Below are 24,657 nucleotides of genomic sequence, written 5' to 3'. Positions count from 1 at the left end.
GTTGGAAGCTGAAGTGGCCCGGCTGCGCGCCGGCTAGATTTCCGTCCGCGCGGCGCCGCCCTTGGGGGCGCCGCGCGGACGGAAATCTAGCCGGCGCGCAGCCGGGCCACTTCAGCTTCCAACGCCGCCACTCGCCGTTCCAGGGCAGTGATCCGCGTCGTGACATCGTCCTGCCCCGGAACCGGCGTCGAGATTCCCGCGTGGGCGGCGACTTCTGCCGCGTGGACGCCCAACAGCTCGGCAAAGACCGCCACCTCGGCGGCGGACAGCTCGCGCTGGTCCTTGAACACCAGCGTCAGGTCCTCGGCGCTCATCGCGACCGCGGCCGCCAGCACGGCCCGTGAAAGCCCGCGCTCCGCAAGGCGGGCGTCGAACCAGTCGGCGTCGAAGAATAGGGCCATGGGATCTCTTGGCGCGCGCGGCGGCGTGTGGCGCCCGTCTTGCTTAACCGTGTTGGCGATTCCGATCACGGGGGCCCATCATGCTGCAAGCTGTCTACCGCCTCTTCGACGTCGCCGTCGTCGCCCTGATCCTCTCAGCGCTCACCTGAACGCCGGAATCTAGATCGCCGCTCGCGCCTCCGCGACGGCCAGGGCCTTGGCCCAGTCGCCGCCGATCGCCTGGCGCACCAGGGTCGCCGACGGATACCAGGGGTTGGGCGCGTCCGCCGGATACCAGCGCCAGTCCACCCCGACGGCCGGCAGCAGGATCACCGTCGGCTTGCCGAGCTCGCGGCCAGGTGGGCCGCGGCAGTGTCCACCGAGATCACCAGGTCGAGGCCGGCCATCAGGTCGGCGGTCTCGCGGAAGTCGCGCGCCGGTCGCCTCGGGGTGCAGGTCGCGGCCCAGTCTAAGCAGGTCGTCTTCTAGGCCGGCGGGTACCGAACGGTCGCTGTTGTGCGGCCCCGCGGCCCGTCCGCGCGCCACCACGCCGCCCCCACCGCCGTCCGTGAGCGCGAGCCCCGGATCGAAGGGTGGCGGCAGGGTGACCAGCGTGACCCCAATCGGTGCGGCAACGAGCCCAAGGTCGTCCAGACATCCATGGCGGCGGCCTCGCTGCGGGCGACGCCGGTCCTGACCTGAACGGACAGCGACGCAAACAGACGCGCCAGCTCCGTCGTCGCCACCAGGGTCACCTCGGCGCCTTGCGCCGCCAGCAGCGGCAGGAACCGGGCGAACATGATGTGGTCGCCGAAGCCCTGCTCGCTGAGGACCAGGATCCGGCGGCCGGCCAGGGCTTCGCCCCGCCATTCCGGACACGGCATGTCCGGCCAGCGATATCGCTGGCCGGATTGTCGCGCCGGCGTTCGTAGAGCGCCCACCCCGCCGCATGGCGGCCCTGGGCCAGAAGGACGAAGCTTAGGTTGTGTTCCGTCGCGGCGTCGCCGGGCGTCAGTTCAAGCGCGCTGCGAAACGCCGCTTCGGCCTGGTCCAGCCGGCCGAAAGCGAAGTAGAGGGCGCCCAGGTTGCGGCGCGCCGCCGGGCGCTCGGGAAGGGCCTTGTTTCCCCGCTCGGCCGCTTCAAAATCGTTGGCGCGGTGCGCGGCGATCGCCTCGGCCAAGGTCGCCACGTCCGGCTAGACCTCGTCCACACCGCCCGGGTTGCGGGCGCGGGATTGCAGCCAGATCACCCCGAACAGGTCCGACAGCGAGGCCCAGAGTCGGCCGAGATTTGTGTACTTCGACGCGCCGGTCTGGCGGTGGCGGTGATTCACCGGACGGAACGCCGTCTGGTAGCCCTCGCGCTGCATCAGCGCCGGCAGGTAGCGATGGATGTGGTCGAAGTACGGAAGCCGCAGGAAGGCCTCGCGGCGGAACACCTTCAGGCCGCAGCCAGTGTCGTTGGCGGTGTCGTTGAGCAACCTTTTCCGGACGCCATTGCCGACCCGCGAGGCGACCTTCTTGGCGGCGCTGTCCTGGCGCTTGACGCGCTCGCCGCCCACCAGGGCCAGCTCCGGCGGTCCGGCTAGCAGCGCATCTACCAGCGCCGGCCCGTCCGCGGGGTCGTTCTGCCCGTCGCCGTCGAGGGTGACGATCACCGCGCCGCGCGCGGCCAGGATGCCCGAGCGGATCGCCCGGCTCTGGCCGGAGTTCTTGGCATGGCTCAGCACCCGCAGTTGCGGGATCTCTGCGCTCAGCGCCTTGAGAACGGCCCTCGTCCCGTCGCGACTCGCGTCGTCCACGAAGATCATCTCGTAGTTCCGGCCCTTGAAGGCCGCGGCGATCTCGCGGGCGAGCGCCGGCGCAGCCCCTTCCTCGTCGAAGACGGGCACAACGACCGAGATTTCGGGGACGGAAGAGGCAGGGGTTCGAGCCATCGCAGCCTCCCTTACCGGAAAAGCTGGCCTTGGAAAGGATCGTGCTATCACCGAGTCCATGACGCTTGAGGGTGAACTGGCGCGGCTGAGCTGCGGCTGGCGGGGGCCGGCGCTGGCGGCTTTGATCGCGTTCCTGGCGGGCCTGCCCGGCCTGATCGCCGTGCCGCCGCTGGATCGCGACGAATCCCGGTTCGCCCAGGCCACCGCCCAGATGCTCGAAAGCGGCGACTTCACCGTCATCCGCTACCAGGACGAGCCCCGCTTCAAGAAGCCGGTGGGCATCCACTGGCTGCAGGCGGCCAGCGTCTCGGTGTTCTCCAATCCCGAGGACCGGGAGATCTGGGCCTATCGAATCCCCAGCCTCCTGGGCGCGATGCTGGCCGCCGCCGCTTGCGCCTGGGGCGCCAACGCCTTCTTTGGCGCGCCCGCGGGCCTCCTGGCCGGCGCCATGCTCGGCGCCACCTTCATGCTGTCGACTGAGGCCTTGATCGCCAAGACCGATGCGACCCTCTGCGGGTTCACGACCCTGGCGATGGCCGCGCTCGGCCGGATCTATGCCGAGGCCCACGAGGGACCTCCAGCTGGCAAGCGGGCGTGGCTGTTGTTCTGGGTCGGCATCTCGGTCGCGACCCTGGTGAAGGGGCCGGTGGGCCCGATGGTGGCCGGACTGGCGATCATCGCCCTTTGCATCAGCGAGCGGCGCGCCGCCTGGCTGGGCCGGCTCAACTGGGTCTGGGGCCTGATCATTCTGGTCGCCATCTGCGGACCCTGGGCCTGGGCGGTGACTGTGGCCACCGACGGCGGGTTCTGGAGCGCCGCGATCGGGGGCGACCTCGCGCCGAAGCTGGCCGGCGGGCAGGAGACCCACGGCGCCCCGCCCGGCTATCACACCCTCCTCTCGCCGGTCCTGATGTTCCCGATGACTCTGCTGTTGCCCGCGGCCGCGGTCGTCGCCTGGAAGCGGCGCGACGAGCCTGGCGTGCGGTTCGCGCTGTGCTGGCTGATCCCCACCTGGCTGGTCTTCGAGGCCCTGCCGACCAAGTTGGCGCACTACACCCTGCCGGCCTATGGCGCGGTCGCCTGGCTGGCGGCCGCGGCCCTGATGGCGCCGATCGGCAAGGGCGCGCGATGGACGGGCGCGGTGCTGGCGGGCCTGTTTGGCGTGCTGCTGGCCGGCGGCGCCTTCTACCTGGTCAAGGCCTACGGCGACGGCTCGGACCTGGTCGCCGCGATCCCGGCGGCCCTGTTCCTGGCCGGCGCGGGCCTGGCCGGCGGCTACCTGTTGGTGCGCCAGGCGCCGCCGAAGGCCGCGGTCGCGGCCCTGGCCCTGGGCGTCGCGGGCCATGCCACACTGGCGGCGGGACTGGCCCCGCGCCTCAATCCGCTCTGGCTCTCCTCGCGCGTCGAGAAGGTCATGGAGAGGGCCCAGCTGTTGCCCGAGCAGGGCATCGCCGACGCGCCGGTGACCGTGGCGGGCTACGCCGAGCCCAGCTTGGTCTTCGCGCTGGGTACGCCCACCGAACTCGCCGGCGCCGACGACGCCGCCCAGGCGATCTCCGAGCACCGTCCCGCCGTCGTCGAACAGCGCGAGGACGCCAATTTCGAGAAGGCTCTGGCGGGTTACCACGCGCAGGCCCATTTGGTGGCGACCGTTAAAGGCCTCGACTATTCCGACGGCAAGAAGATGACCCTGCGCGTCTACGAGGCCGCGCCCGGATCGCCCCAGGCGCCATCGCAAGAGACAGGAGGCGCGCCGTGAGCCGCCAGATCGAAATCGTCGAGGTTGGCCCCCGCGACGGCCTGCAGAACGAAAAGGCCCTGCTCGAGGTCGACCAGAAGCTGGACTTCATCCACCGCCTGGAGGCCGCCGGCGCCCGGCGCATGGAGACCGTCTCCTTCGTCAATCCCAAGCGCGTGCCGCAGATGGCCGGCGCCGAGGAGATTTCCGCCGCCCTGCCCCACGCCGCCGGCCTGTCGCGCATCGGCCTGGTGCTGAACGAGCGGGGCTGGGACCGCTGCGTCGCCGCCGGCTGCGATGAGGCCAACGTCGTGGTCTGCGCCACCGACGGCTTCGGGATTAGGAACCAGGGCGCGAGTGCCGCCGAGCAGACCGCCGCCATGCAGGCCATCGCCGCGCGGCAGAAGGCCGAGGGCGGCCCGCCGATCACCGTGACCATCTCCGTGGCCTTCGGCTGTCCCTTCGACGGTGAGGTCAGCGAAGAGCAGGTGATCCGCATCGTCCGCGCCGCCGCGCAAGCCGGCGTGGCCGAGATCGCGCTCGCCGACACCATCGGCGTCGCCGACCCCTGGCTGGTGCGCAGGCGCGTCGAGGCCACCCGGAAGGCCGCGCCGGACCAGCGCCTGAGGATGCACTTCCACGACACCCGCAACACGGGCCTCGCCAACGCCTACGCCAGCGTCGAGGCCGGCGTCGACGTGCTGGACGCCAGCTGCGGGGGCCTTGGCGGCTGTCCCTTCGCCCCGGACGCCACCGGCAACATCGGCACCGAGGACCTGGTCTACATGCTGGAGCGCGCCGGCTTCGAGACGGGCTACGACCTGCCGGGGCTGATCGACACGGCCAAGTGGATGGCAGGCCTCCTCGGCAAGCCGCCGGCGGCTTCGGTCAGCCGCGCCGGCGTGTTCCCGATTCCGGCCTAGCCCTTCACCGCCACGAACAGGTCCTGGCCGCCGTCGTAGGCGCTGGGCGGCGCCCAGAGGCCGTTGAGGCTGCTGGTCAGCGCAAGGCCCGCTTCGGCGACCGCCGCCTCGATGGCCGGCCTCCAGTGACCGATGGCGCGCTCCGGCGACCGGGGATCAATGATCATCGAAGTCGCGTCGAACGGCTGGAAACCGAAGACCTCGGACGCCTGCCGCTCGGGCGCCAGGGCGAAGGCGGTGAAGGCCAGCCGGCCGCCCGGCCTCAGCACCCGCGCCGTCTCGGCGAGATAACGGCGCATGCCGCTCATCCGCATGTGGGTGAAGACCGAGGTCGCGAAGGCCAGGTCGACGGAAGCGTCCGCGGCCGGAAAGACCACCTCGGTCTCCGCCAGCTTGCCGGTCTCGTTGTACTCGCCGTTCCAGACGTCGAGATGTTCGAACGCCATGTGCGGCCGGCCGGCGAAACGGCGACGGCAGGCGCGGACGCCCGCGGGCGACAGGTCGAAACCGATATAGCTCCCGCCGCCGTCAGCCAGGAGCGGCGCGAGCTGCTCGGCCACGCGACCGTTGCCGCAACCGATGTCCAGCACGCGGTCTCCAGGACTCAGGCCGGCGTGGTCGGTCAGGTGGCGCGCCAGCTGGGCGCCCACGGCCACGAAGTCGCCATCGCCGACGTTGTGGACGAAGGCCCAGGGCTCGGCGCGCCGCCGCGGGTCAGCCAGACGCGCCGGCAGGCTTTTGAAATCCAGGAGAGCGCCTGCCAGCCTGCGGCGCGCGCCCGGCGGCGCAACGGCGAACAGCCTGCGAAGGATACGCGGCGCCATCTGCTCGCCTACGCCTCGGGCCTTAGCCCGCGCGACCTCGGAAGCGCCACATCATGGGCCGCACGATCGCCGCCCCGACCACGACCGGCGACATCACCCAGGCGATGACGCTTTGGGTCACGCCCACGGCGCGCTTGCGGAAATAGCGGGCGAGGCCGACGCCCTTGTGGAACTCGACGCGCAGAGGGCTGGTCAGGCTGGTGTGGCCCAGATGGATCACCTCGGCCTTGGGGTGGAACAGGACGCGCCCGCCCATCTCGCGCACCCGCCAGCAGAGGTCGACGTCCTCGACGTGCAGGAAATAGGCTTCGTCGAAGCCGTTCACCGCGTCGAAATCCTCGCGACGCATACAGAAGCAGGCGCCGGATATCGTTGGCACCGCCATGGCCCTGTCCGGCACGGTCTCGTCTTCCCAATGCACCTCATAGCGCCGCCAGGCTGTGGTCTTGCTGGCCAGCTGGCTGAGCGACATCAGCGCGTTCATCAGGGTGATCTCGCCGCGCCGCCCGCCCCGCTGTTCGGTCAGGTCGCTGTTCAGCACCCGCCCGCCGACAATGCACGGCGCCGGTCGCCCCTCGATCTCGCGGACCAGCTCGGCGATGCAGCGCGGCTGCAGGAAAGCGTCGGGATTGAGGAACACCAGGATGTCGCCGCTCGCCGTCCGCGCGCCCAGGTTGGCGCCGCGGGCGAAGCCGACATTGCCGTGGCCGGACTTCAGCACCACCCGCGGGTCGCGTTCGGCGAGGCCGCGCAGATGCGCGGACTCGGCGCCGGTCGAGCCGTTGTCGATGATCACGAACTCATCGACCAGCGGATCGGCCAGCACCCGCTGCGCGCTTTCCTCGAGCGCCGCGCCGGTCATGTAGACGACCATGACCACCGACACGCTGCGCCGGGCGGTCAGGAAATCCTGGGTCGGCGCGGGCTCGTGGGCGACGATCGGGGCGGCGATGCCGTTCATCCAGCCTCCATGGCGCCAACTGCGCCAGAGGACGATGACTCGACGTCCCCAGCCTGGCGCGCAGCATCGGGTGGAGTGGCCTGCATGGCAAGCAGGTTCGCCGCAGCCGAGAGGTCGAGGATCTGCTGTCCGTCGGAGCCCAGGCGGCGCAGCGCCACCTTGCCCTCCTCCGCCTCGCGGCGGCCAACGACGGCGATCACCGGGACCTTGGCCAGGGAATGCTCCCGGACCTTCAGGTTGATCTTTTCGTTGCGCAGGTCGGTTTCCACGCGCAGCCCCTTCGTCCGCAACGCCGCCGCCGCGTGGAGGGCGAAGTCGTCGGCGTCGGAGGTGATCGTGGCGACTGTAACCTGAACGGGAGCTAACCAGAGCGGGAAGGCCCCGGCGTAATTCTCGATCATCACCCCCAGGAAGCGCTCCATGGAGCCGCAGATGGCTCGGTGCAGCATCACCGGCCGCTGTTTCGAGCCATCCTCGGCCACATATTCCGCGTCCAGCCGCTCGGGCAGCACATAGTCGAGTTGCAGCGTGCCGCACTGCCAGGTGCGGCCGATGGCGTCGCGCAGGTGGAACTCGAGCTTCGGGCCGTAGAAGGCGCCCTCGCCGGGCAAGAGCTCGACCTCGGCGATGCCGGCGTTCTTCGCCGCGCGCTCCAGCTTCTGCTCGGCGATGTCCCAGACCTCGTCCGTGCCGAAGCGCAGTTCGGGGCGGAGCGCCAGCTTCACCGCGTGCAGTTCCAGACCGCAGTCGCGGTAGACGCTTTCCAGCAGGCGGACAAACTTCGTCGACTCGTCCTCGATCTGGTCTTCGCGGCAGAAGATGTGTGCGTCGTCCTGGGTGAAAGCGCGCACTCGGAAGATGCCGTGCAGGGCGCCCGACGGCTCATAGCGGTGGCAGGCCCCGAACTCGGCCATGCGCAGCGGCAGGTCGCGGTAGGACTTCTGGCCGTGGTTGAAGATCTGCACGTGGCCCGGGCAGTTCATCGGCTTGACGGCCAGGACCTCGCCCTCCTCCGTCTCGCAGGTGAACATGTTCTTCCCGAACTTCTCCCAGTGCCCGGATTTCTCCCAAAGAACCCGGTCCATGATCTGGGGCGCCTTGACCTCGACATAGCCGTCGGCATCCAGACGGCGGCGCATATAGGCCTCGACCGTACGGTAGAGCGTCCAGCCCTTGGGGTGCCAGAAGATCATCCCCTTGGCCTCTTCCTGCAGGTGGAAGAGGTCCATGGCCTTGCCGATCTTGCGGTGGTCGCGCTTCTCGGCCTCCTCGATCCTGTGGATGTAGGCCTCAAGGTCGGCTTCCGACGCCCAGGCCGTGCCGTAGATCCGCTGCAGCATGGCGTTACGGTGGTCGCCGCGCCAATAGGCGCCGGCCAGCTTGGTCAGCTTGAACGCCTTGCCCACGAACTTCGTCGAGGGGAAGTGCGGGCCGCGGCAAAGGTCCTTCCAGTTCCCCTGGCGATAGACGCTGACGTCCTCGCCGGCCGGGATGCCCTCGATGATCTCGGCCTTGTAGGCCTCTCCGATGGACTTGAAGTGGGCGATAGCCTCGTCGCGCTTCCAGACTTCGCGGCTGATCGCTTCGTCGCGGTCGACGATCTCCTTCATCTTCGCTTCGATCTTGGCCAGGTCGTCCAGGCTGAACGGCTCGGTGCGCGCGAAGTCGTAGTAGAAGCCGTCCTCAATCGACGGGCCGATCGTCACCTGGGTGCCGGGGAACAGTTCCTGCACCGCCTCGGCCATGATGTGGCTGGCGTCGTGGCGCAGGGTCTCGAGGCTCTCGCGGGCGTCGCGCGTGAGGATCTCGAAATGGCCGCCGGCGGACAGCGGCCGGTCCACGTCATAGAGTTCGCCGTTCAGCTTGATCAGGGCGGCGCGCTTGGCCAGCGACGGGGCGATGGAGGCCGCGACCTCCCGGCCTGTCACGCCGTCGTCGTACTGGCGTTTGCCGCCATCGGGGAAAATCAGGTCGATCATGTCTCACAGGTCCGCTTGCGCGCCTGATCGCCGGTGTCTTTGGCGGTCTTGTGGCGCGGGGGCGGGACCGGGTCGAAGCCCGAACCGCCGCCCCAGGGATGACAACGGCACAGCCTCTTGGCGGCGAGAGCAGTCCCGCGCCAGGGGCCGTGGCCGATCAGGGCGTCTGCGGCGTATTCCGAGCAGGTCGGAAGGAACCGGCATTGCCGCCCGATCAGCGGCGAAAGCGTCAGCTTGTAGGCTCGCAGGAGCCCACGAACGCAGCGTTCATAGAAGGTCATGCCGGCTAAGGTCTTCCGCTTGAGGGCAGCGATTACGCTGCGCCTAGCGGAGGATCAAGCTGCGCCGGCGGGGCTAGTTCGCCCGGTCTGGGCCGCGGTAGCCGTGCGGACAGCCTCGGTCACGGCCTCGAACGCGAGCAGCGTCGAGGCGTGGCGGGCGGGATAGTCCTTCACAGGCGCGAGCATGGCCAGATCCGCAAATCGTCCGTCCGGCGCGGGGGCGCCGTCCTTCAACATAGCCCGGAATTGGTTGCGGGTCACTTCCAGCTCCTCGAGGCTGGCGCCGACCACATGGGCGCCGAGCACCGAGGCGGCCGCCTGGCCGAGCGCGCAGGCCTTCACGTCCTGGGCGAAGTCGGCCACCCGGCCGTCGGCGACGGTGACATCGACCACCACCCGGCTGCCGCACAGCTTGGCGATCTTCTCGACGCTGGCGTCAGGCGCGGCGAGGCGGCCCACCCGGGGCATGTTCGCCGCGAGCGCCAGCAGCTTCGCCGAATAGAGGTCGTCGATCATGGCCCCTAGATCGGGGGCCGGGACCGCCCTGTCAAATATGGCCGCTTGTCAGGGCTGACGGGCGCCCTAGCGTCGTCGCCGAGAGGGCGCGATGACCGCAGTCACAGTCGAGGGTGGGAAGCCGACGGCCAGCCCCGAGATATTCGGCCATCCGCGCGGCCTGGTGGTGCTGGCCGGGACCGAGCTCTGGGACCGCATCTCCTTCCACGGCATGCAGGCGCTGCTGGTGCTGTACATGGTCGGCCAGCTGTTCCTGCCCGGCCACATCGAGCGGATCGTCGGCTTCGCGGACTTCCGCGCCGCCATCGAGGAGGTGACCGGGCCGCTGTCGGTCCAGGCGTTGGCCAGTCAGGTCTTCGGTCTCTACGCGGGCCTGGTCTATCTGACGCCGGTGATTGGCGGCTGGCTGGGCGACCGCTGGTTCGGCCGCAAGGCCATGGTCACCCTGGGCGCCCTTCTGATGACCGCCGGCCATTTCTGCATGGCCTTCGACCAGTCGTTCCTGCTGGCCATGCTGTTCCTGATCCTCGGAGCCGGCGCGCTCCGCGGCAACCTGATCCCGCAGGTCGGCGAGCTCTACCGCCGCGACGACGACCGCCGCGACGTGGCCTTCCAACTCTACTATTCGATGATCAACCTCGGCGCGTTCATCGCCCCGGTGTTCACTGGGGCGCTCGCCCAGGCCTACAGCTGGCACTTCGGTTTCGGCTTCGCGGGCGTCGGCATGCTGGTGGGCCTGACCGTCTACCTGGCCGGCCAAAGCTGGGTGATCCCCGTGGACCCGCGCCGCGTCGAGCGGCTCGCCAAGGCGCCGCTCACCGCCGAGGACCGCCACCGGGTTATCGCCCTGCTCGGCCTGCTCCCGGTGGCCATGCTATTCTGGATCGCCCAGAGCCAAGTCTGGAACACCTACAATCTCTGGGTCCGCGACCACATCCAGCTCGGGATCGGGAGCTTCACCGTGCCGGTGCCCTGGCTGCAGGCGCTGGATGGCCTCGCGCCCTTCATCTGCCTGCCGCCGATGCTGGCCTTCTGGCGCTGGCAGGCCGCACGCGGCCAGGAACCTGGAGAGTTCCTGAAGGCCGCCATCGGCTGCTTCATCTTCGCCGCCGGGACCATGCTGCTGGCTGTCGCGGGCTTCGCCGCCGACGCCGCGGGGCGAAGTTCGCTGCTGTGGGCGGTCGCCTTTCACCTGACCTCGAACCTGGGCTGGCTCTATTTCACGCCCACCATGGTGGCGATCTTCACCCGCAGCGCCCCGGCCCAGGTCAGCGCCACCCTGGTGGGCGTCAACATGCTGGCGACCTTCTTCGGCAGCCTGATCTGCGGCCGGATCGGCGGCCTCTACGAAAGCCTGACGCCGTTCCGGTTCTGGAGCCTGCACGCCGCCATCGTCGCGGCGGGCGGGGTCATCTTCCTGACGATTGGTTGGCGGTTCGCCGGCGCCTATGGCCTGAAGGACCGGGCGCCGGCCCGGCCCTGAACGCGGCGCGCCACGCCGTCAGAAGGTCTTCTGCAGCGCCAGGTAGTAGGAGAACTCGTTCGTATCCCGCGCGTCCTGCAGGCCCCGGCCGGCGGAGAACAGCAGGTGGTAGTGCTCGGTGAAGTCGTAGATTCCGCCGAAGTTGAACCCGGCCGAATCCCGGCCGCCCTGGCCCATCGCGGTCTGGTGGAACACCTCCGCGCCGAGCGCGAGCTGCTTGGTGACCTGCCGCTGCAGGAGCCAGCCGGCGAACCAGTAGTCCTTCTTCCCAGGCCCCGGATTGATCCAGTAGCCGCCGCCGCCATAGGTCGTCCAGTCGCCGAAGTCCTTCTGCAGCCAGACGGGCAGATAGACGCGCGTCTTGCCGTCGCCGAGTCCGCGATCCGAGTTGCCAGTGGGGACCTCGATAAGCGGGAAGACTCCCACTTGGGGAAACCAGTCCTTCTCGCCGGGTGTGATGAACCGGTACTTCGCGCCCAGCTCGACGTCGCCGATCCCGACCTGGGTGCTGCCGCCCCGCGGATCGTCATAGGCCAGGGGTACGATGATGTGCAGCTGCAGGTTGGGGGCTGCGCCGTAGTTCACTTCGGTTCCGGCCAGCACGCCGGAGCTGTCACCCTGAACATGGGTCCCGGCGGAGAAGCCGTAGACTTCCCAGTGGCCCAGATCGACGGGTTCCGGATCATCGGTGATGAAGGGCGGGCCGGCCTGGGCCGCGCCCGCGCCGCCCACGGCCACGGCGGCGCAGAGCCCAGCAAGCCTGCGGCGGATCTTCGTACGCATCAGCTACTTGCCCTGCAGCAGGTCCATGAACGGCGGGAAGGTCAGGAGGATTCCCACGACAAACAGCGCCACCGAGGCGAGGTTTATCGTGGCCATGTTGACGGTCCGTTGCTTCCACAGGCGGTTCAGCGCGAACCAGATCACCAGCCACAGCAAGATCGCCACATCGGTGACGCCGGAGAGCGGACCGGTGGGCTTCCAGACCTTCAGCATCGCCGCGATCGGCGGCGATGCGTCGCCGGCCAGCGCCAGCACGCCCAGGGCGAAACAGCCTGCGGACGCCGCCAGGATCGCCGCCGCGCCGGGCCCGTTGGTGATCGGGGTCTGGTTGGCGTCAGTCATGAGCTTCACCCTTCATGATCGTGATCGTCGACCCGCCGCGCACCGGCGCGAACTTGTTGAGCATGGCCCCGAAGGCGCCGGCGACCGCGGTGGCTACAAAGGCGGTGACCGCCAGCGCCAGGACCGCGTTCCTGACCCCGCGGAACTGCGAAAGGTGCGCGCCATAGCGGATGAAGATGTAGGCCACCGCCGTGAGCGTGATCGGGGCGAACCAGGCGATGTGCTCCTTCCACTCCATGCCGATGTCGTGCCAGCCGGAGGTGGAGGTGTTCGACATCAACAGGCGCTGCGGATAGCCGCTGAGGTCGGTCGTCCCGGGCGGCGCGACTGCGCGGTACCAGGGGTAGACCAGATAGGCGCCGGCCAGCACGGTGATCCAGGCCAGGGCCGCCATGGCCACCAGATAGGCGCAGGCCAGCCGACGCTCGCGGTCCGTCCAAGGGTGCCCGGCGATGGAGGTGGAGTAGAGGCCCGCCACGGCTCCCGAAAACGCCAGCAGCAGCAGGGCGCCGAACCCCATGCCATGCAGCATGGTCACAGCGTCCCGAACGGTGATTTCCATGGTCATTCGCCCCCGGTCTAACTGGGCTAGGCCTTGTCTATGACGGCTGTATTACACCCGGCTCCGGGGACCAGGAGAGACGTCTTCGCCCTCCACCGTCAACCCCGCTCGCAGGGCTGCCAGGGCGAGGCGGTCGCGCGCCTGCGAGCTCAGACCTTCAAGCGTCGGCGCAGGCGCTTCGCACGGCGCGATCCGTCCTTGGCGCATCTCGAGCACATGATCCGCCAGCCGCGCGATCTCGCCGGCGTCGTGGCTGATGTAGAGCGCCGGGATCGCCAGCGCCCTGTGCAGCCGCTCCAGGTAGGGCAGGATCTCGGCCTTAGCTGCGGCGTCGAGGCTCGACAGTGGCTCGTCCATCAGCAGCAGTTTGGGTTGGCTGAGCAGCGCCCGACCCAACGCCACCCGCTGCCGCTCGCCGCCGGAGAGGTTGGCCGGCGCGCGGTCAAGCAGGGGACCAAGGCCCAGCAGGTCCGCCGTGTCGTCGAAGCCGATCTCTGGCTTGGCCGATGTCCGCCTCGCCCCGTAGAGCAGGTTGCCCCGCACCGAGAGGTGGCCGAGCAGGCTCGCCTCCTGGAACACCACACCCACCGGCCGGCGATAGGCCGGCATGAAGCGGCGTGTGTCCTGCCACACTTCGCCGGCCACGCTGAGCTCGCCCGGCATACGCGTGAGGCCGGCGATGCAGCGCAGCAGCGTCGTCTTGCCGGCCCCCGAAGGCCCGCTCAGCGCGGTGATCCCGGTAGGCGCCAGGGCGAATACCGCGTCCAGGCGAAAGGCGCCCAGGATTCCGGAGAACCGTCCCTCGACGCTCACCGCACAGCCTCGTCGGCGCGCCGGTCGAGCAGCAGCAGGGCCAGCAGCGCCAGGAACGAGAACACCACCACGCCGGCGGCCAGGCGGTAGGCCTCCGCATACTGCAGGTTCTCCACCAGCTGGTAGATGCGCACCGAGATGGTCTCGGTCTTGCCAGGGATGCCGCCGCCGATCATCAGCACCACCCCGAACTCGCCGACCGTATGGGCGAAGACCAGGATTGCGGCGGTCAGGAACCCGCGCCGCGCCAGCGGCAGGGCGACGGTGAAAAAGGCGTCCATCGGGCTTGCGCGAAGGGTCGCCGCCACTTCCATCGGCCGCGGGCCCATGGCCTCGAACGCTCCGCGGATCGGCTGCACGGCGAAGGGCAGAGAATAGACCATCGAGCCGATCACCAGGCCCGGAAAGGTGAACGCCAGGGTGCGGATCCCGAAGGGGTGCAACAGGCCCATCAGCGGGCTCTGCGGGGCGATGGCGATCAGCAGGTAGAAGCCAAGCACCGACGGCGGCAGGATGATCGGAAGGGTCGTGACCGCGGCGACGACCTCCTTCCACCAGGCGCGCCGGCGGGCGAGCCACCAGGCGATCGGCGTGGCCAGCACCAGCAGCAGGACCGTGGTCAGCCCTGCCAGCCTAAGTGTGGTCCAGACAACCTCGCCCACGCGCTTTCCCCTAAGCCTCAGCGCACCTCGTAGCCGTACTTCCTGATGATCGCCACTGCCTGCGGGCCCTTCAGGAACGCGAGGAAGGCCTTGGCCGCGGAGCTGTCCTGGCCGGTCTTCATCAGGATCGCCTGTTGCTCGATGGGAGCGTGGTCGGCCGCCGGCACGGTCCAGCGCGAGCCGCCGGGCGCATTGATCACCTGGGACAGCGCTACGAAGCCGAGCTCGGCGGCGCCGCTATCCACGAACTGATAGGCCTGGGCGATAGAGCTTCCGGTGACGATCTTCGGCCTCAGGGCCTCGTAGAGGCCGAGCTTCTGCAGCGTCTGCACCGCAGCGGTTCCGTAGGGCGCGGCGGCCGGGTCGGCGATGGAGAGCTTGGCGAACTTGCCGGCTTTCAAGACGGCCGCGCCGCCGTCCGCCAGACCCGGCGTCTTCGAATAGAGCACCAGCCGGCCCACGGCGTAGGTGAAGCGCGTGCCTGGAACGCCCAATCCGTCCCGCTCGGCCGCCTGCGGCCGCTCGGCGTCGGCCGACAGGAACACCTCGAACGGCGCCCCGTGGGACATCTGGGCGTAGAACTGGCCGGAGGCGCCGAAGCTCAAGGTCGCGCTGTCGCCGGTCTTGGCCTTGAAGGCCGCGGCAATCTCCTTGGCCGGCTCGGTGAAGTTGGCGGCCACCGCGACCTGCGTCTCAGCGGCCAGCGCCCCGCCCGCAGCCGACGCCATCACCCCGACGGCCAATAAGAGGGACAGCGGTAGGCGTCGGGTGATCATGGCGGACTCCGCGCGGCAAGGTGGCGGCTGGGATCCCAGCCCCAGCCCATGATAGGAGCTGGGCGATCGGCACGCTACCTGCCGAACGGCGCCCTAGAAGGTGAAGCGCACGCCGATCACCGGAGCCGCGGTCGAGCTGCGGTTCAGGAAGCCCGAGGCTAGGCCGTTGGCTACCGCCGAGTGGTTGAGGCCGGCATAGGCGTCGAAATGCTTGGTGAGCTTGTAGTCGGCCACCAGGGAAGCATCCCACAGCGAGCCCGAGCAGGACGAGGCGCTGGTGTCGGAGCAGCCGTTGCCCTTGTAGCTGTTCTGATCGTAGCGGTAGTAGGCGCTGGTCACATCCAGCTTGTCGGTGACCGCATAGCGAACGCCCACCCACGATACGGTTTCCTTGCGGTGGATGCTGTAAGCGGCATTGTTCACGAAGCTGACGACATAGCCGCCGATGCCGCGGAAGCCGGCTGGGAGCGGATGCGACGGATTGGCCATGTCGATCGCCTCGACCGCCCCGTAGATCTTCGCCCTGCCGATGACGTAGCGGGCCTCGATAGCGTAGGTCGTGTCGTCGGAGACGGTGCCGGCCAGGGTTCCCGGCGCCGTTGCGTTCTGAGCCGCGCTCAGGGGCGATTCCGTGACGGCGTCGTCCACGTGGCTGTAGGTCAGGTCGACGGACACGCCCCTATAGTCGCCGCCCACGTCCACCTGGTCGGCCCGACCCGGGAAGTTGATGCCGCCCTCGAAGTTGTGCAGGTAGGCCGCACGGACCGGGCCCTTCGCGATCACGTACTTGACCGAGGAGTCGAAGCGTCCGGTTTCCGTCGCACCGGCGCCGCCGGCGAAACCCGAATAGCCGATCACCGAGAAGGCCAGGGACTGGTTCTGCGGGTCGTACTTGGCGAAGTTGTCCACCATCAGGGAGGTTTGAAGACCATAGGTGAGGGCGCCATAGGTCTTTGACGAGACGCCGAGGTAGGCCGCGCCCTGGAACAGCTGGCCGGCGCGGCTGGAATCGCCGTTGGTGGTCTGGCTGGCCAGCGGCACGCCATTGTCGACGATCAGGCTGCGCGAGCCGTCGCTCAGGTGGCCCGAGGTGGGTTGAAAGCCGGTCTCCAGCTTGAACACCGCTTTCAGGTCGTCGTTGATCGTTTCGGCGCCGGACAGGCCGATCTTCGACTGCGACAGCCCGTTCGGGGAGATCGAGGTGATCGCACGATTGCTGTTCTTCTGGATCACGAATGGCAGGCCAGGCGCGTAATAGCTGGTGAGCGGCGCGCCGTGGTCCAGGTGGGCGAAGCCGACGTCGATCGTCCCATAGAGGGTGATCCCCTTCCAGGTCAGGTTGCCGTCGTCCGTCTTTGCCGGCTTGGCCGAAGCTTCGGACGCCGCCGACGCGGCGGCAGGCGTCGACGCCGCGGCTCCGTCTGCAAGGGCGGGCGACGCAAGTAATCCCGAGGCGATCAGGGTCAAACTGGCGCACGCGGCCAGTGTCATCGAGGTGTTCAGAGGGCAGCGGGTCATGGGGGATCTCGAATTGTTTCCCGACCGTCCTCGGCGGGTTGCTCGACGACCTTCCCAAACGCGTCTGAAAATTGGGTTAATTGTGGGAATTTTCTCGGAACGGCTGGTTTGGCCCGCGTTCAAGACCTATCAAAAAGCGAACTGCGAGCGCAGCGCCACCACATGGTAGTGCTGGCCGATCTCCGCGCCCACCGGGGTCGAAAAGGTCGTGGCCGACGGCGAGAGCCGATGGATGGTGACATCCTGGTAGTCGAGCATGAAGCGCACGAAGCTGTTCGGGTACCAGTTGAGCCCGCCTGACCAGATCGCCTGGTCGCCACCGCGCACAGCGTCGGCCGTCGCCGCGGCGCCAGCCGCGCCGGCGTGGTAGTTGAGGTCGATATCGGAGTAGCGCGCGGCCACCTCGAAGGCGCCCCAGGTCCCATCCTGCACGCTGAACGGGTGATTCACCGCCGGGCCATCGAAGGCCCAGGTCGCGTTGTTGAACCGACGACGCTCGCCGGTGATGCTATAGGCGGCGTCAATATAGTAGCCATGGAAACTGGGGTCGCTTACGCCGGCGGCGGGGTTCATGCGCTCGATCTTGATGGTCTCGTATTCGCTTTGCAGGAAGAAGCCCCCGTATTGGCCGGCCGCCTCAAAACCGACGGTGTCCGCGTGTCGCGCATTGATGCCTCCGGTGGAGATCAGGCGCGTGCCATCCACCCGCAGTTCCGGACGCTCTTGCAGGGTGATGGAATAGCGCGACGCATTGGCCGCGGTGTCAGGGCCGCCAGTGTCGGCCGGGCGGTCGACGTAGGAGCCGTGGACGCCTATCTCGACCAGGGCCTTTTCGGTCCTGACCGGGAGGACGCCCAACCGCCCGATGTAGCCCAGCTGACTGTCGTAGGGTTGGCTGACGCCGGTGGCCTGTGAGTTGACGACACCCACGGAGCGTCCGGTGACGGCGGCGTTCACGTACCACCACGCGCCGTTGGCCCAGACCTCCGCAGCCTCGCGGGAGTCGCCGCCGGCGAGTCCGCGGGCGATATCGGACGCCGCCGAACGCTCGAGGAACAGCATTCCGTTGGTCGAGCCCTGATCGTCGAGACCATAGGACGGGGTGAACGCCCCGATGCGCGCATGGAACGGCTTCAGGCCGGAATACTGGAGCCACAGATCGTAGATGTGGCCGGCGTCCTCTTCGCCCGCGCCGCCGAACTCATAGAGGATGTTGTAGTCCCAATCGCCAAAGGCCTGGCCGTCGACGCCCAGGCGCGCGCGGCGGAAGTCGGTCCCGGACGAGAGGTCACGGGCGTGAGAAGTGTCGGTCGACGCCGCACCGCGCCGGAAATCGGTCGTGACGGGGCCGGTGCTCGCCTGGCTGTAGTCGGCGGCGTCGAAGTTCATCACCCCATGCAGGTTCGCTGTGAACCGGCCGTCGGTGCTGGCGATCGATGGCTTGCCGGCCACGATGGACACCGCCGCGGGAGTTGCGGCCTGCGGCGCCGACGCGGGCGTTTGGATCACCGGCGGGGTGTTGGCGCGTGCTTCCAGTTGGTCGAGCTTGGCGGCCAAGGCTTGGACCTCGGCCTTCAGCTCCTGGATCTCGGCGTCGCGCGGATCGGTGGCGGCTTGGGCGTGGGCGGCGGACCCGATCACGCTCACTGATGCGGCTGCCACCAAAAGGCGTCGAAGCGGCATGTTCTCGATGTGCATTCCTGATTTTCTCGGTCGGGCCGCAGCCTTGGCGATGAGCGATATGAAGCGACGTGACATAGCGCCATGTCCTCGCACTCCGCGCAATACCTATCAGATCTATAGGAATTAAATTCACCCAGTTTATCGGCACGCATGTTGAGTTCCGCTATCGGCGCGTCCACCATCAGGTCTGGGCTTAGAGGGGGCAATTCGTGGCGCATCGCTCAGAAGATCGCAGAGCGTTCCTGCAGCTGGCGGCCGGCGCCGTGGGGGCGGCCGCCTTGCCGCCCGGCGTCGCCAAGGCGCTGAGCCTGCCCGCCAACCGAGTCACCGGCACGATCCAGGACGTCCAGCACGTGGTGATCCTGATGCAGGAGAACCGCAGCTTCGACCACTACTTCGGAACGCTGCGCGGCGTGCGCGGCTTCGGCGACCCGCGCCCGTTGACGCTCCCCAGCGGCCAGCCGGTGTGGAAGCAGCCCGCCCGGGACGGCGTCTCGACCGTCAGTCCCTTCCACCTGGACACCAGCGCCACCCGCGCCGAGACTATGGTCGACCTCGACCACAGCTGGAAGGGCAGCCACGCCCGCTGGAAGCATCATGACGTCTGGGTCCCCACCAAGACGCCGCTGACCATGGGCTACTTCACCCGCGCGGACATTCCATTCTACTACGCGCTCGCCGACGCCTTCACGATCTGCGACGCCTACCACTGCTCGATCTTCGGTCCGACCAATCCGAACCGGCTGTTCCTGTTCACCGGCACCAGCGGCCTGGCCGCCGGCGACGATAGCAAAATCGTGGTGAGGAACCCGCCGGAGGAGAAGAACGACAACGCCAATCCCGCCGAGGACTCGCCGGAATTCCCGGGGCTCAGCTGGCCTACCTACGCCGAGCGGCTGCAGGCGGCGGGCGTCTCCTGGAAGGTCTATCAGGAGTATGAGAACTACGGGGACAACGGCCTTTCCTATTTCAAAACCTTCCGCGGCGTCGGCCCGGACTCGGTCCTCTACCAGCGCGGCCGCGCCTGGTCGCCCGGGTCCACCGCGGAGAACGCCAAGGATAGCGACGGCGACCACCTGATCGCCGACTTCGCCAAGGACGTGGCCGCCGACCGCCTGCCGCGGGTCTCCTGGATCGTCACCAACTACAAGCTTTCCGAGCACCCGCAGGCCAGCCCGTCGGACGGCGCCTATTTCACCGCCCGGATGATCGCCGTCCTGGCGTCTAACCCCAAGGTCTGGGCCAAGACGGTCTTCATCCTGAATTACGACGAGAACGACGGCTATTTCGACCACGTTCCGCCGCCGATCCCGCCGGTGGGGACGGCGCTCGGCAAGAGCACGGTCGCCACCACCCACGAGGACTATCACGGCGAACCGGTGGGCCTGGGTCCCCGCGTGCCGCTGATGATCATCTCGCCCTGGTCCAAGGGCGGTTACGTAAACTCCCAACTGCACGACCACACCTCGGTGATCCGTTTCCTGGAAGCCCGCTTCGGGGTGATGGAGCCGCAGATCTCGCCGTGGCGCCGCGCGGTGACCGGCGACCTGACCTCGATGTTCGACTTCAAGACCCCGAACCGCGCCCCGCCGCCGCTGCCCGACGCGTCGGGCCTGCCGGCCCGCGCGGCGAAGGCGAAGCTCACGCTGCCGATGCCGAAGGTTCCAGATGTGGCCGAGCCGCATCCGCGTCAGGAACCCGGCCCGCGGCTGGCGCGGCCGTTGCCCTATGCCTTCGAGACGGCCAGCGAGGTCAAGCCCGGCGCCCTGACCCTGACACTCGCCAACACCGGCGCGGCCGGCGCGGCGTTCGACCTGCGGGTGACCCATGGCGGCGAGCCGCGCTTCTATGCCGTGGAGGCCGGAAAGCGCGTGGCCGACGAGATCCCGGTCGACGGTCGCTACGATCTGACGCTCTATGGCCCGAACGGCTTCCTGCGCAGCTTCCGCGGCGAGGCCGGCGCGCCCGGCCCCGAAGCCTCGGCGAGCTTCGACGCGAAGACCGGCCGCCTGCTGGTCACGCTGAAGAACTCGGGCTCCAAGCCCCTCAGCCTGGACGTCGCGCCCAGCGCATATGTGGAGGGGCCCGCACGGCTGCACCGCCTGGAGCCCGGCGCTTCGGCGATCGACGCCTGGGACCTGAAGGCCAGCCGCAACTGGTACGACCTCGTCGTCACCTGCGCCGAAGCGCCCAGCTTCCAGCGCCGCCTCGCCGGCCACGGCGAGGACGGCAAGCCCAGTGTCAGCGACCCACTGCTCGGGCGGCAGGCGTAACCCCTACCAAACATGCACCCGCTGCTCCGGCGGCAGGTAGAGCTTGTCGCCGGGCTTGACGTTGAAGGCGGCGTACCAGGCGTCGACGTTGCGCACGATGCCATTGACCCGGTACTCGGCTGGGCTGTGCGGATTGGTCAGCAGTTGCTGGCGCAGCGCGCCCTCGCGGACCTTGTCCTGCCAGGACTGGGCGTAAGCGATGAAGAACCGCTGGTCGCCGGTGAAGCCGTCGATCACCGGCGGCTCGCCGTGCTGGACGACATAGCGCCGCCAGGCGGCGTAGGCGGCTTCTATGCCGCCCAGGTCGCCCAGGTTCTCGCCCATGGTCAGCTTGCCGTTGATGTGCACGCCGGCCACAGGTTCATATCCGTCGAACTGTGCCCCCAGGGCGCCTGTCCGCGCCCCGAAGGCCTTGGCCGCATCGGCGGTCCACCAGTCGCGCACCTTTCCGGTCTCATCGAAGTGTCGGCCCTCGTCGTCGAAGCCGTGGCCCATCTCGTGGCCGATCACGGCGCCCTCGCCGCCGTAGTTGGCGGCTGGATCGGCGTTGGGGTCGAAGTAGGGCGGCTGCAGGATCGCGGCCGGGAAGGTGATCTGGTTGGCCAGCGGGTTGTAGTAGGCGTTGACCTCCTGAGGGACCATCTCCCAGAGGCCCTTGTCCACCGGCTTCGGATAGCGCGAGAGCTCCAGCTTCCACTCGAACTGCTCACTGCGAACCGCGTCGCCCAGCAGGTCCGTGCGGCTGATCTGCAGGCTGGAGTAGTCGATCCATTTTTTCGGGTGGCCGAGCCGTGGGTCGAAGGTGCCGAGCTTGACCAGCGCGGCCTTGCGGGTGGCCTCGTCCATCCAGGCGGCCTTCTGGAACCGTTCGCCGTAGGCCGCGGTCAGGTTGGCGATCAGCTCGCCGGTCTGGCGCTCGGCTTCCGGCGGGAAATGCTCGGCGACATAGATGCGGCCCACCTCTTCGCCCAGGCCCCGGTTGATGATCTGGACGCCGCGCTTCCAGCGCTCGCGCTGCACCGGTACGTCGCGCAGGGTGTGGGAGAAGAAGTCGAAATTGGCCTGGTCGAAAGCGTGCGGCAGATAGGCTGCATGGGTGCGGATGAAGTGGTAGGCGAGGTAGTCCTTCCATACCGCGAGCGGCGTCGAGGCGAAGAGCTCGCCGGCCGCCTTCACCTCGCTGGGTTCGGACACCAGGACCTTCTTCGGCGCGCCCAGGCCGGTCGAGGCGAACATGGCGGACCAGGGGAACTGCGGCGCCGTGGCGGTGAGCTTCGCCACCGTCATCGGGTTGTTGATCTTGTCGACGTCGCGGGTCTCTTCCGGCTTCCAATGAGCCTCGGCGATCTTGTGCTCGAGCGCGATGATCGCGTCGGCCTTGGCGGCGGCGTTCTTGATCCCCGCCAGCGTCTGCAGCTTGATGACGTAGTCGCGGTAGGCCTTGCGGAAGGCGTCGTACTTGGCGCCCTCGCGCAGGTAGTAGTCGCGATTGGGCATGCCGAGCCCCGCCTGGTCGAGGCCCACCACGTAGACGTTGGGATTGTCGAGGTCGGGATTGATCCCGACGTTCACCGGGCTCTCGAAGCCGGGCGCGGCGAACAGCTTGGCGACATCGGTCTTGGTCTTCGCCGCGGCGATCTTCGCCAGGTAGGGCTTCAGCGACGCCGTTCCACGCGCCTCGATCCCCTTCTCGTCCATCCAGGCGGCGTAGAAGTCGCCGACCCGGCGGCCGCCAGGACCGGCCTTGGTCGGGTCCTTGGCGAGGTCCTCGACGATTCTGCGGACGTCGCGCTCGGCCTGGTCGGTCAGCACCACATCGACGCCGGCGCTGGTGCGGTCCGGCGCGATCTCGGTGCGCTTGTCCCAGCCGCCGTTGACGTATTTGAAGAAATCGTCGCCTGGCTTCACCGAGGCGTCCATGGACGTGGCGTCGTAGCCCCAGGTCCCGAACGCGGCCTTGCCGGCCGCCAGCGCGCCGCCCGACATTGCCGCAATCGCCGCCAACGCGACGCCTGCGAAAATCAGGGTTTTCAACTTCAAGGCATGCCCCTCCGCTTACCAGGAGGGTGACACTACACGGCGGGCGGGCGCAGGCAACGCGGCCGAGCTGAATGCTCGAATCCGGCGAAAACCGCAGGCCGAACGCTCGGATTCCGCGCCGGCGCGGCTAGGGCTTGCGGCGTTGCCACAGCAGCTCGGCGCGGGCCTTCAGATCCTCGTCCATCTCCACGAAGGCGCGGTAGATGGTGCGGCCCAGGCGCTTGCCGAGCGAGGGTCCGAGGATGCCGGCGATCAGTTCGCCGTTGGTGACGATGCAGCTGGCTTCGGCCAAGGCCTCGATCTCGAAGAAACGGGTGGTCCTGACGAGGCCGCCCAGCATGCTCAGCCGCCAGTGCAGCTGCTCGTTGGGCACCCATTCGAGCACCGTCGGACGGATCTCCTCCTCCGGGCGGCCGGGCAGCGCCAGGGTGATGTCGAGCACCGAGCCGATGCGGATCTCACCCGCCGCCTTGGGGTAGAGCTTGCACCACTCGCCCCACGACTTCAGGTCGGAGAGCACCTCCCAGATCACCTCGGCAGGGGCCTGGACGCCGACGCGATGCTCGATGCGCAGGCCCTTGGGCGGCTTGGGCGGCGGCGCGCCTGTGGGCGTGGGCTTGGGGCCCTTCAGCGTGCCGGACCCACGAGCGAAGAGTCCGGCTTTCAGTTGCGGCGAGGGCGCGATCGGCATCAGGCCTGCTCCTTTATCCGCCAGGTGGCGCCGGCGGGTCCGTCCATCACCTCGACGTTGAGCGCGGTGAGCTCGGCGCGCAAGCGGTCGGCTTCCGGCCAGTCCTTGGCGACGCGGGCGGCGTCACGGGCGTGCACCAAACCGTCGATCCGCGCCTTCAGGTTCTCGTCGGCGCCGCCCTGGAACCAGGTCTGCGGGTCCTGGCCAAGGAAGCCCATGACGCCCGCCAGCGCCAACAGGTCCTGCTTCAATGGCGCGGCTTGCCCGGAGTCCTTGCGCACCGCCGCGTCCAGGTCCGTGGCGAGCTTCTTCAGGAGCGCCATCGCCGCCGGCGTGTTGAGGTCGTCCATCAGCGGCTCCAGTTGCTCCTCCGCCAGCGCCCCGCTGCCGCCGGCCTCGATGTGCCGTGCGCGGCCTAGCACGCCGTAGAGGTGGTCGAGCGAATTGCGCGCCTGGGTGAGCGCCTCGTCGGTCCAGCTGAGCGGCTGGCGATAGTGCGCGCCGAGAAGCGCCCAGCGGATCACCTCACCGGGCTGGATCTTCAAGAGGTCGTGGGCCAGCGCGACGTTGCCCAGGCTCTTGGACATCTTCTCGTCGCCCATGTTCAGGAAGCCGTTGTGCAGCCAATAGTTGGCGTAGCTTCCGTGCTGGTGACCATCGCAGATCCCCTGGGCCAGTTCGTTCTCATGGTGCGGGAAGACCAGATCGATGCCGCCACCGTGGATGTCGATGGGCAGGCCCAGCTCCTGCTCGATCATCGCCGAGCACTCGATGTGCCAGCCGGGGCGGCCGGGACCCCAGGGGCTTTCCCACACCGGCTCGCCGGGCTTTGACGGCTTCCAGAGCACGAAGTCGGCGGGGTGCTGCTTGTAGGGCGCCACCTCGACCCGGGCGCCTGCGATCATTTCGTCCAGCGGCCGGCCCGACAGCTTGCCGTAGTCGGAGAAGGCCTGGGTGTTGAAGAGGACGTGGCCCTCGGCGGCGTAGGCCGAGCCGTTCTCCACTAGCCGCCCGATCATGTCGATGATCGCATCCATGGTCTCGGTGGCCCGCGGCTGCGCCGTCGGCATCAGCGCGCCCAGCGCCGCGGCGTCGCCATTGTAGGCGGCCAGGTAGCGGTCGGTGATCACCGAGATCGGCACGCCTTCCTCGGCGGCCTTGGCGTTGATCTTGTCGTCCACGTCGGTGACGTTGGCCGCGTAGCACACCGCAGCCTCGCCGTAGAGCTGGCGCAGCAGGCGGAACAGCACGTCGAACACCACGACGGGCCGGAAGTTGCCGATGTGACTGTAGTTGTAGACCGTCGGCCCACAGACATACATCGTCACCCGCTTGGGATCGGCGGGAACGAAGTCCCGCTTGGCGCGGGCCATGGTGTCGTAAAGCTGAAGCGGCATCGATCTTTTCTAACGCGGCGAAACGGTTGCCCGGTAGCGGGTCCGGCCCATATACAGATGGGCGGATCGGGAAGCCACGGGAACCCTCGCGGCGGA

Annotated in this window: 24 protein-coding genes and 1 pseudogene; 4 read left to right on the top strand and 21 right to left on the bottom strand. The window is 68.5% G+C overall.

Features of this window, described 5'->3' with window-relative positions; all coding sequences use genetic code 11:
• Positions 1–86: 86 nt before the first annotated feature.
• From E8A12_RS10275 to E8A12_RS10260, 5 genes and pseudogenes are all read right to left on the bottom strand, one after another.
• A complete protein-coding gene (locus tag E8A12_RS10275; RefSeq protein ID WP_293368303.1) occupies positions 87–401 on the bottom strand; it encodes a DNA-binding protein in 315 nt (104 codons plus the stop codon).
• A 159-nt stretch (positions 402–560) separates the two neighbouring features.
• Positions 561–713 carry a hypothetical protein gene (locus tag E8A12_RS10270; protein WP_293368301.1) on the bottom strand — a complete coding sequence of 51 codons (153 nt, stop codon included), beginning with the start codon at positions 711–713 and terminating at the stop codon, positions 561–563.
• Positions 710–799 (bottom strand): annotated as a pseudogene (locus E8A12_RS22775) (hypothetical protein); the annotation flags it as partial. The gene E8A12_RS10270 and the pseudogene E8A12_RS22775, both read right to left, overlap by 4 nt.
• 332 nt (positions 800–1,131) lie before the next feature.
• Positions 1,132–1,560, bottom strand: coding sequence for a tetratricopeptide repeat protein (locus E8A12_RS10265; RefSeq protein ID WP_293368299.1), 429 nt, complete (start codon positions 1,558–1,560; stop codon positions 1,132–1,134).
• Between the two features lie 15 nt (positions 1,561–1,575).
• Entirely contained in the window at positions 1,576–2,316 is a 741-nt protein-coding gene (locus E8A12_RS10260; protein WP_293368297.1) for a glycosyltransferase family 2 protein, read from the bottom strand.
• A gap of 58 nt (positions 2,317–2,374) precedes the next feature.
• Here E8A12_RS10260 and E8A12_RS10255 point away from each other — a divergent pair, with 58 nt between their 5' ends.
• The gene (locus tag E8A12_RS10255; protein ID WP_293368295.1) at positions 2,375–4,075 is read left to right on the top strand and encodes a glycosyltransferase family 39 protein; all 1,701 of its coding nucleotides are present in this window, start codon (positions 2,375–2,377) and stop codon (positions 4,073–4,075) included.
• The gene (locus tag E8A12_RS10250; RefSeq protein ID WP_293368293.1) at positions 4,072–4,977 is read left to right on the top strand and encodes a hydroxymethylglutaryl-CoA lyase; all 906 of its coding nucleotides are present in this window, start codon (positions 4,072–4,074) and stop codon (positions 4,975–4,977) included. Before E8A12_RS10255 ends, E8A12_RS10250 begins: the two co-directional genes overlap by 4 nt.
• On the opposite strand, the gene E8A12_RS10245 is transcribed toward E8A12_RS10250, so the two are convergent.
• The 5 genes from E8A12_RS10245 to E8A12_RS10225 are packed head-to-tail and all read right to left on the bottom strand — an operon-like array spanning position 4,974 to position 9,538.
• Positions 4,974–5,801 (bottom strand): class I SAM-dependent methyltransferase, encoded by an 828-nt coding sequence (locus E8A12_RS10245; protein WP_293368291.1) that lies wholly within the window; start codon positions 5,799–5,801, stop codon positions 4,974–4,976. The two genes, E8A12_RS10250 and E8A12_RS10245, sit on opposite strands and share 4 nt — an antisense overlap.
• A gap of 22 nt (positions 5,802–5,823) precedes the next feature.
• Positions 5,824–6,762 carry a glycosyltransferase family 2 protein gene (locus E8A12_RS10240; RefSeq protein ID WP_293368289.1) on the bottom strand — a complete coding sequence of 313 codons (939 nt, stop codon included), beginning with the start codon at positions 6,760–6,762 and terminating at the stop codon, positions 5,824–5,826.
• Positions 6,759–8,741 (bottom strand): threonine--tRNA ligase, encoded by a 1,983-nt coding sequence (thrS, locus tag E8A12_RS10235; protein WP_293368287.1) that lies wholly within the window; start codon positions 8,739–8,741, stop codon positions 6,759–6,761. The genes E8A12_RS10240 and thrS overlap by 4 nt, the downstream gene beginning before the upstream one ends.
• The gene (gene yidD / locus E8A12_RS10230) at positions 8,738–9,022 is read right to left on the bottom strand and encodes a membrane protein insertion efficiency factor YidD (protein WP_293368285.1); all 285 of its coding nucleotides are present in this window, start codon (positions 9,020–9,022) and stop codon (positions 8,738–8,740) included. Before yidD ends, thrS begins: the two co-directional genes overlap by 4 nt.
• 54 nt (positions 9,023–9,076) lie before the next feature.
• Entirely contained in the window at positions 9,077–9,538 is a 462-nt protein-coding gene (locus tag E8A12_RS10225; protein WP_293368283.1) for an iron-sulfur cluster assembly scaffold protein, read from the bottom strand.
• A 91-nt stretch (positions 9,539–9,629) separates the two neighbouring features.
• Between E8A12_RS10225 and E8A12_RS10220 the strand changes: the two genes are divergently transcribed.
• On the top strand, positions 9,630–11,021 hold the full coding sequence (locus E8A12_RS10220; RefSeq protein WP_293368281.1) for a peptide MFS transporter: 1,392 nt from the start codon (positions 9,630–9,632) through the stop codon (positions 11,019–11,021).
• 18 nt (positions 11,022–11,039) lie between these two features.
• Here E8A12_RS10220 and E8A12_RS10215 read toward each other — a convergent pair whose 3' ends face one another.
• The 8 genes from E8A12_RS10215 to E8A12_RS10180 form a co-directional block, all read right to left on the bottom strand.
• Positions 11,040–11,804 carry a hypothetical protein gene (locus E8A12_RS10215; RefSeq protein WP_293368279.1) on the bottom strand — a complete coding sequence of 255 codons (765 nt, stop codon included), beginning with the start codon at positions 11,802–11,804 and terminating at the stop codon, positions 11,040–11,042.
• 3 nt (positions 11,805–11,807) lie between these two features.
• Positions 11,808–12,146: a hypothetical protein gene (locus tag E8A12_RS10210; RefSeq protein WP_293368277.1), complete on the bottom strand. Its 339-nt coding sequence runs from the start codon at positions 12,144–12,146 to the stop codon at positions 11,808–11,810.
• On the bottom strand, positions 12,139–12,708 hold the full coding sequence (locus tag E8A12_RS10205; RefSeq protein ID WP_293368275.1) for a hypothetical protein: 570 nt from the start codon (positions 12,706–12,708) through the stop codon (positions 12,139–12,141). Before E8A12_RS10205 ends, E8A12_RS10210 begins: the two co-directional genes overlap by 8 nt.
• Before the next feature lie 51 nt (positions 12,709–12,759).
• The gene (locus E8A12_RS10200; RefSeq protein WP_293368273.1) at positions 12,760–13,521 is read right to left on the bottom strand and encodes an ATP-binding cassette domain-containing protein; all 762 of its coding nucleotides are present in this window, start codon (positions 13,519–13,521) and stop codon (positions 12,760–12,762) included.
• Positions 13,518–14,183 (bottom strand): molybdate ABC transporter permease subunit, encoded by a 666-nt coding sequence (gene modB, locus E8A12_RS10195; protein WP_293368271.1) that lies wholly within the window; start codon positions 14,181–14,183, stop codon positions 13,518–13,520. Before modB ends, E8A12_RS10200 begins: the two co-directional genes overlap by 4 nt.
• A 17-nt stretch (positions 14,184–14,200) precedes the next feature.
• Positions 14,201–14,959: a molybdate ABC transporter substrate-binding protein gene (modA, locus tag E8A12_RS10190; RefSeq protein WP_293368269.1), complete on the bottom strand. Its 759-nt coding sequence runs from the start codon at positions 14,957–14,959 to the stop codon at positions 14,201–14,203.
• Positions 14,960–15,052: 93 nt separating this feature from the next.
• On the bottom strand, positions 15,053–16,477 hold the full coding sequence (locus E8A12_RS10185; protein ID WP_293368267.1) for a porin: 1,425 nt from the start codon (positions 16,475–16,477) through the stop codon (positions 15,053–15,055).
• Positions 16,478–16,606: 129 nt separating this feature from the next.
• Positions 16,607–18,124 (bottom strand): porin, encoded by a 1,518-nt coding sequence (locus tag E8A12_RS10180; RefSeq protein ID WP_293368266.1) that lies wholly within the window; start codon positions 18,122–18,124, stop codon positions 16,607–16,609.
• A gap of 245 nt (positions 18,125–18,369) precedes the next feature.
• On the opposite strand from E8A12_RS10180, the gene E8A12_RS10175 reads away from it, so the two are divergent.
• Entirely contained in the window at positions 18,370–20,433 is a 2,064-nt protein-coding gene (locus E8A12_RS10175) for a phosphocholine-specific phospholipase C (RefSeq protein ID WP_293368264.1), read from the top strand.
• Between the two features lie 3 nt (positions 20,434–20,436).
• On the opposite strand, the gene E8A12_RS10170 is transcribed toward E8A12_RS10175, so the two are convergent.
• The 3 genes from E8A12_RS10170 to cysS form a co-directional block, all read right to left on the bottom strand.
• The gene (locus E8A12_RS10170) at positions 20,437–22,473 is read right to left on the bottom strand and encodes a M13 family metallopeptidase (protein ID WP_293368262.1); all 2,037 of its coding nucleotides are present in this window, start codon (positions 22,471–22,473) and stop codon (positions 20,437–20,439) included.
• Between the two features lie 127 nt (positions 22,474–22,600).
• Positions 22,601–23,164, bottom strand: coding sequence for an SRPBCC domain-containing protein (locus E8A12_RS10165; RefSeq protein ID WP_293368260.1), 564 nt, complete (start codon positions 23,162–23,164; stop codon positions 22,601–22,603).
• A complete protein-coding gene (cysS, locus tag E8A12_RS10160) occupies positions 23,164–24,561 on the bottom strand; it encodes a cysteine--tRNA ligase (protein ID WP_293368258.1) in 1,398 nt (465 codons plus the stop codon). Before cysS ends, E8A12_RS10165 begins: the two co-directional genes overlap by 1 nt.
• Positions 24,562–24,657 lie beyond the last annotated feature (96 nt).

Origin of the sequence: Phenylobacterium sp. (genome assembly GCF_004799395.1) — a bacterium.
Lineage (GTDB): Bacteria > Pseudomonadota > Alphaproteobacteria > Caulobacterales > Caulobacteraceae > Phenylobacterium.
The sequence above is the reverse complement of the archived record's forward strand: the minus strand, read 5'-3'. Positions and strand labels throughout refer to the sequence as shown.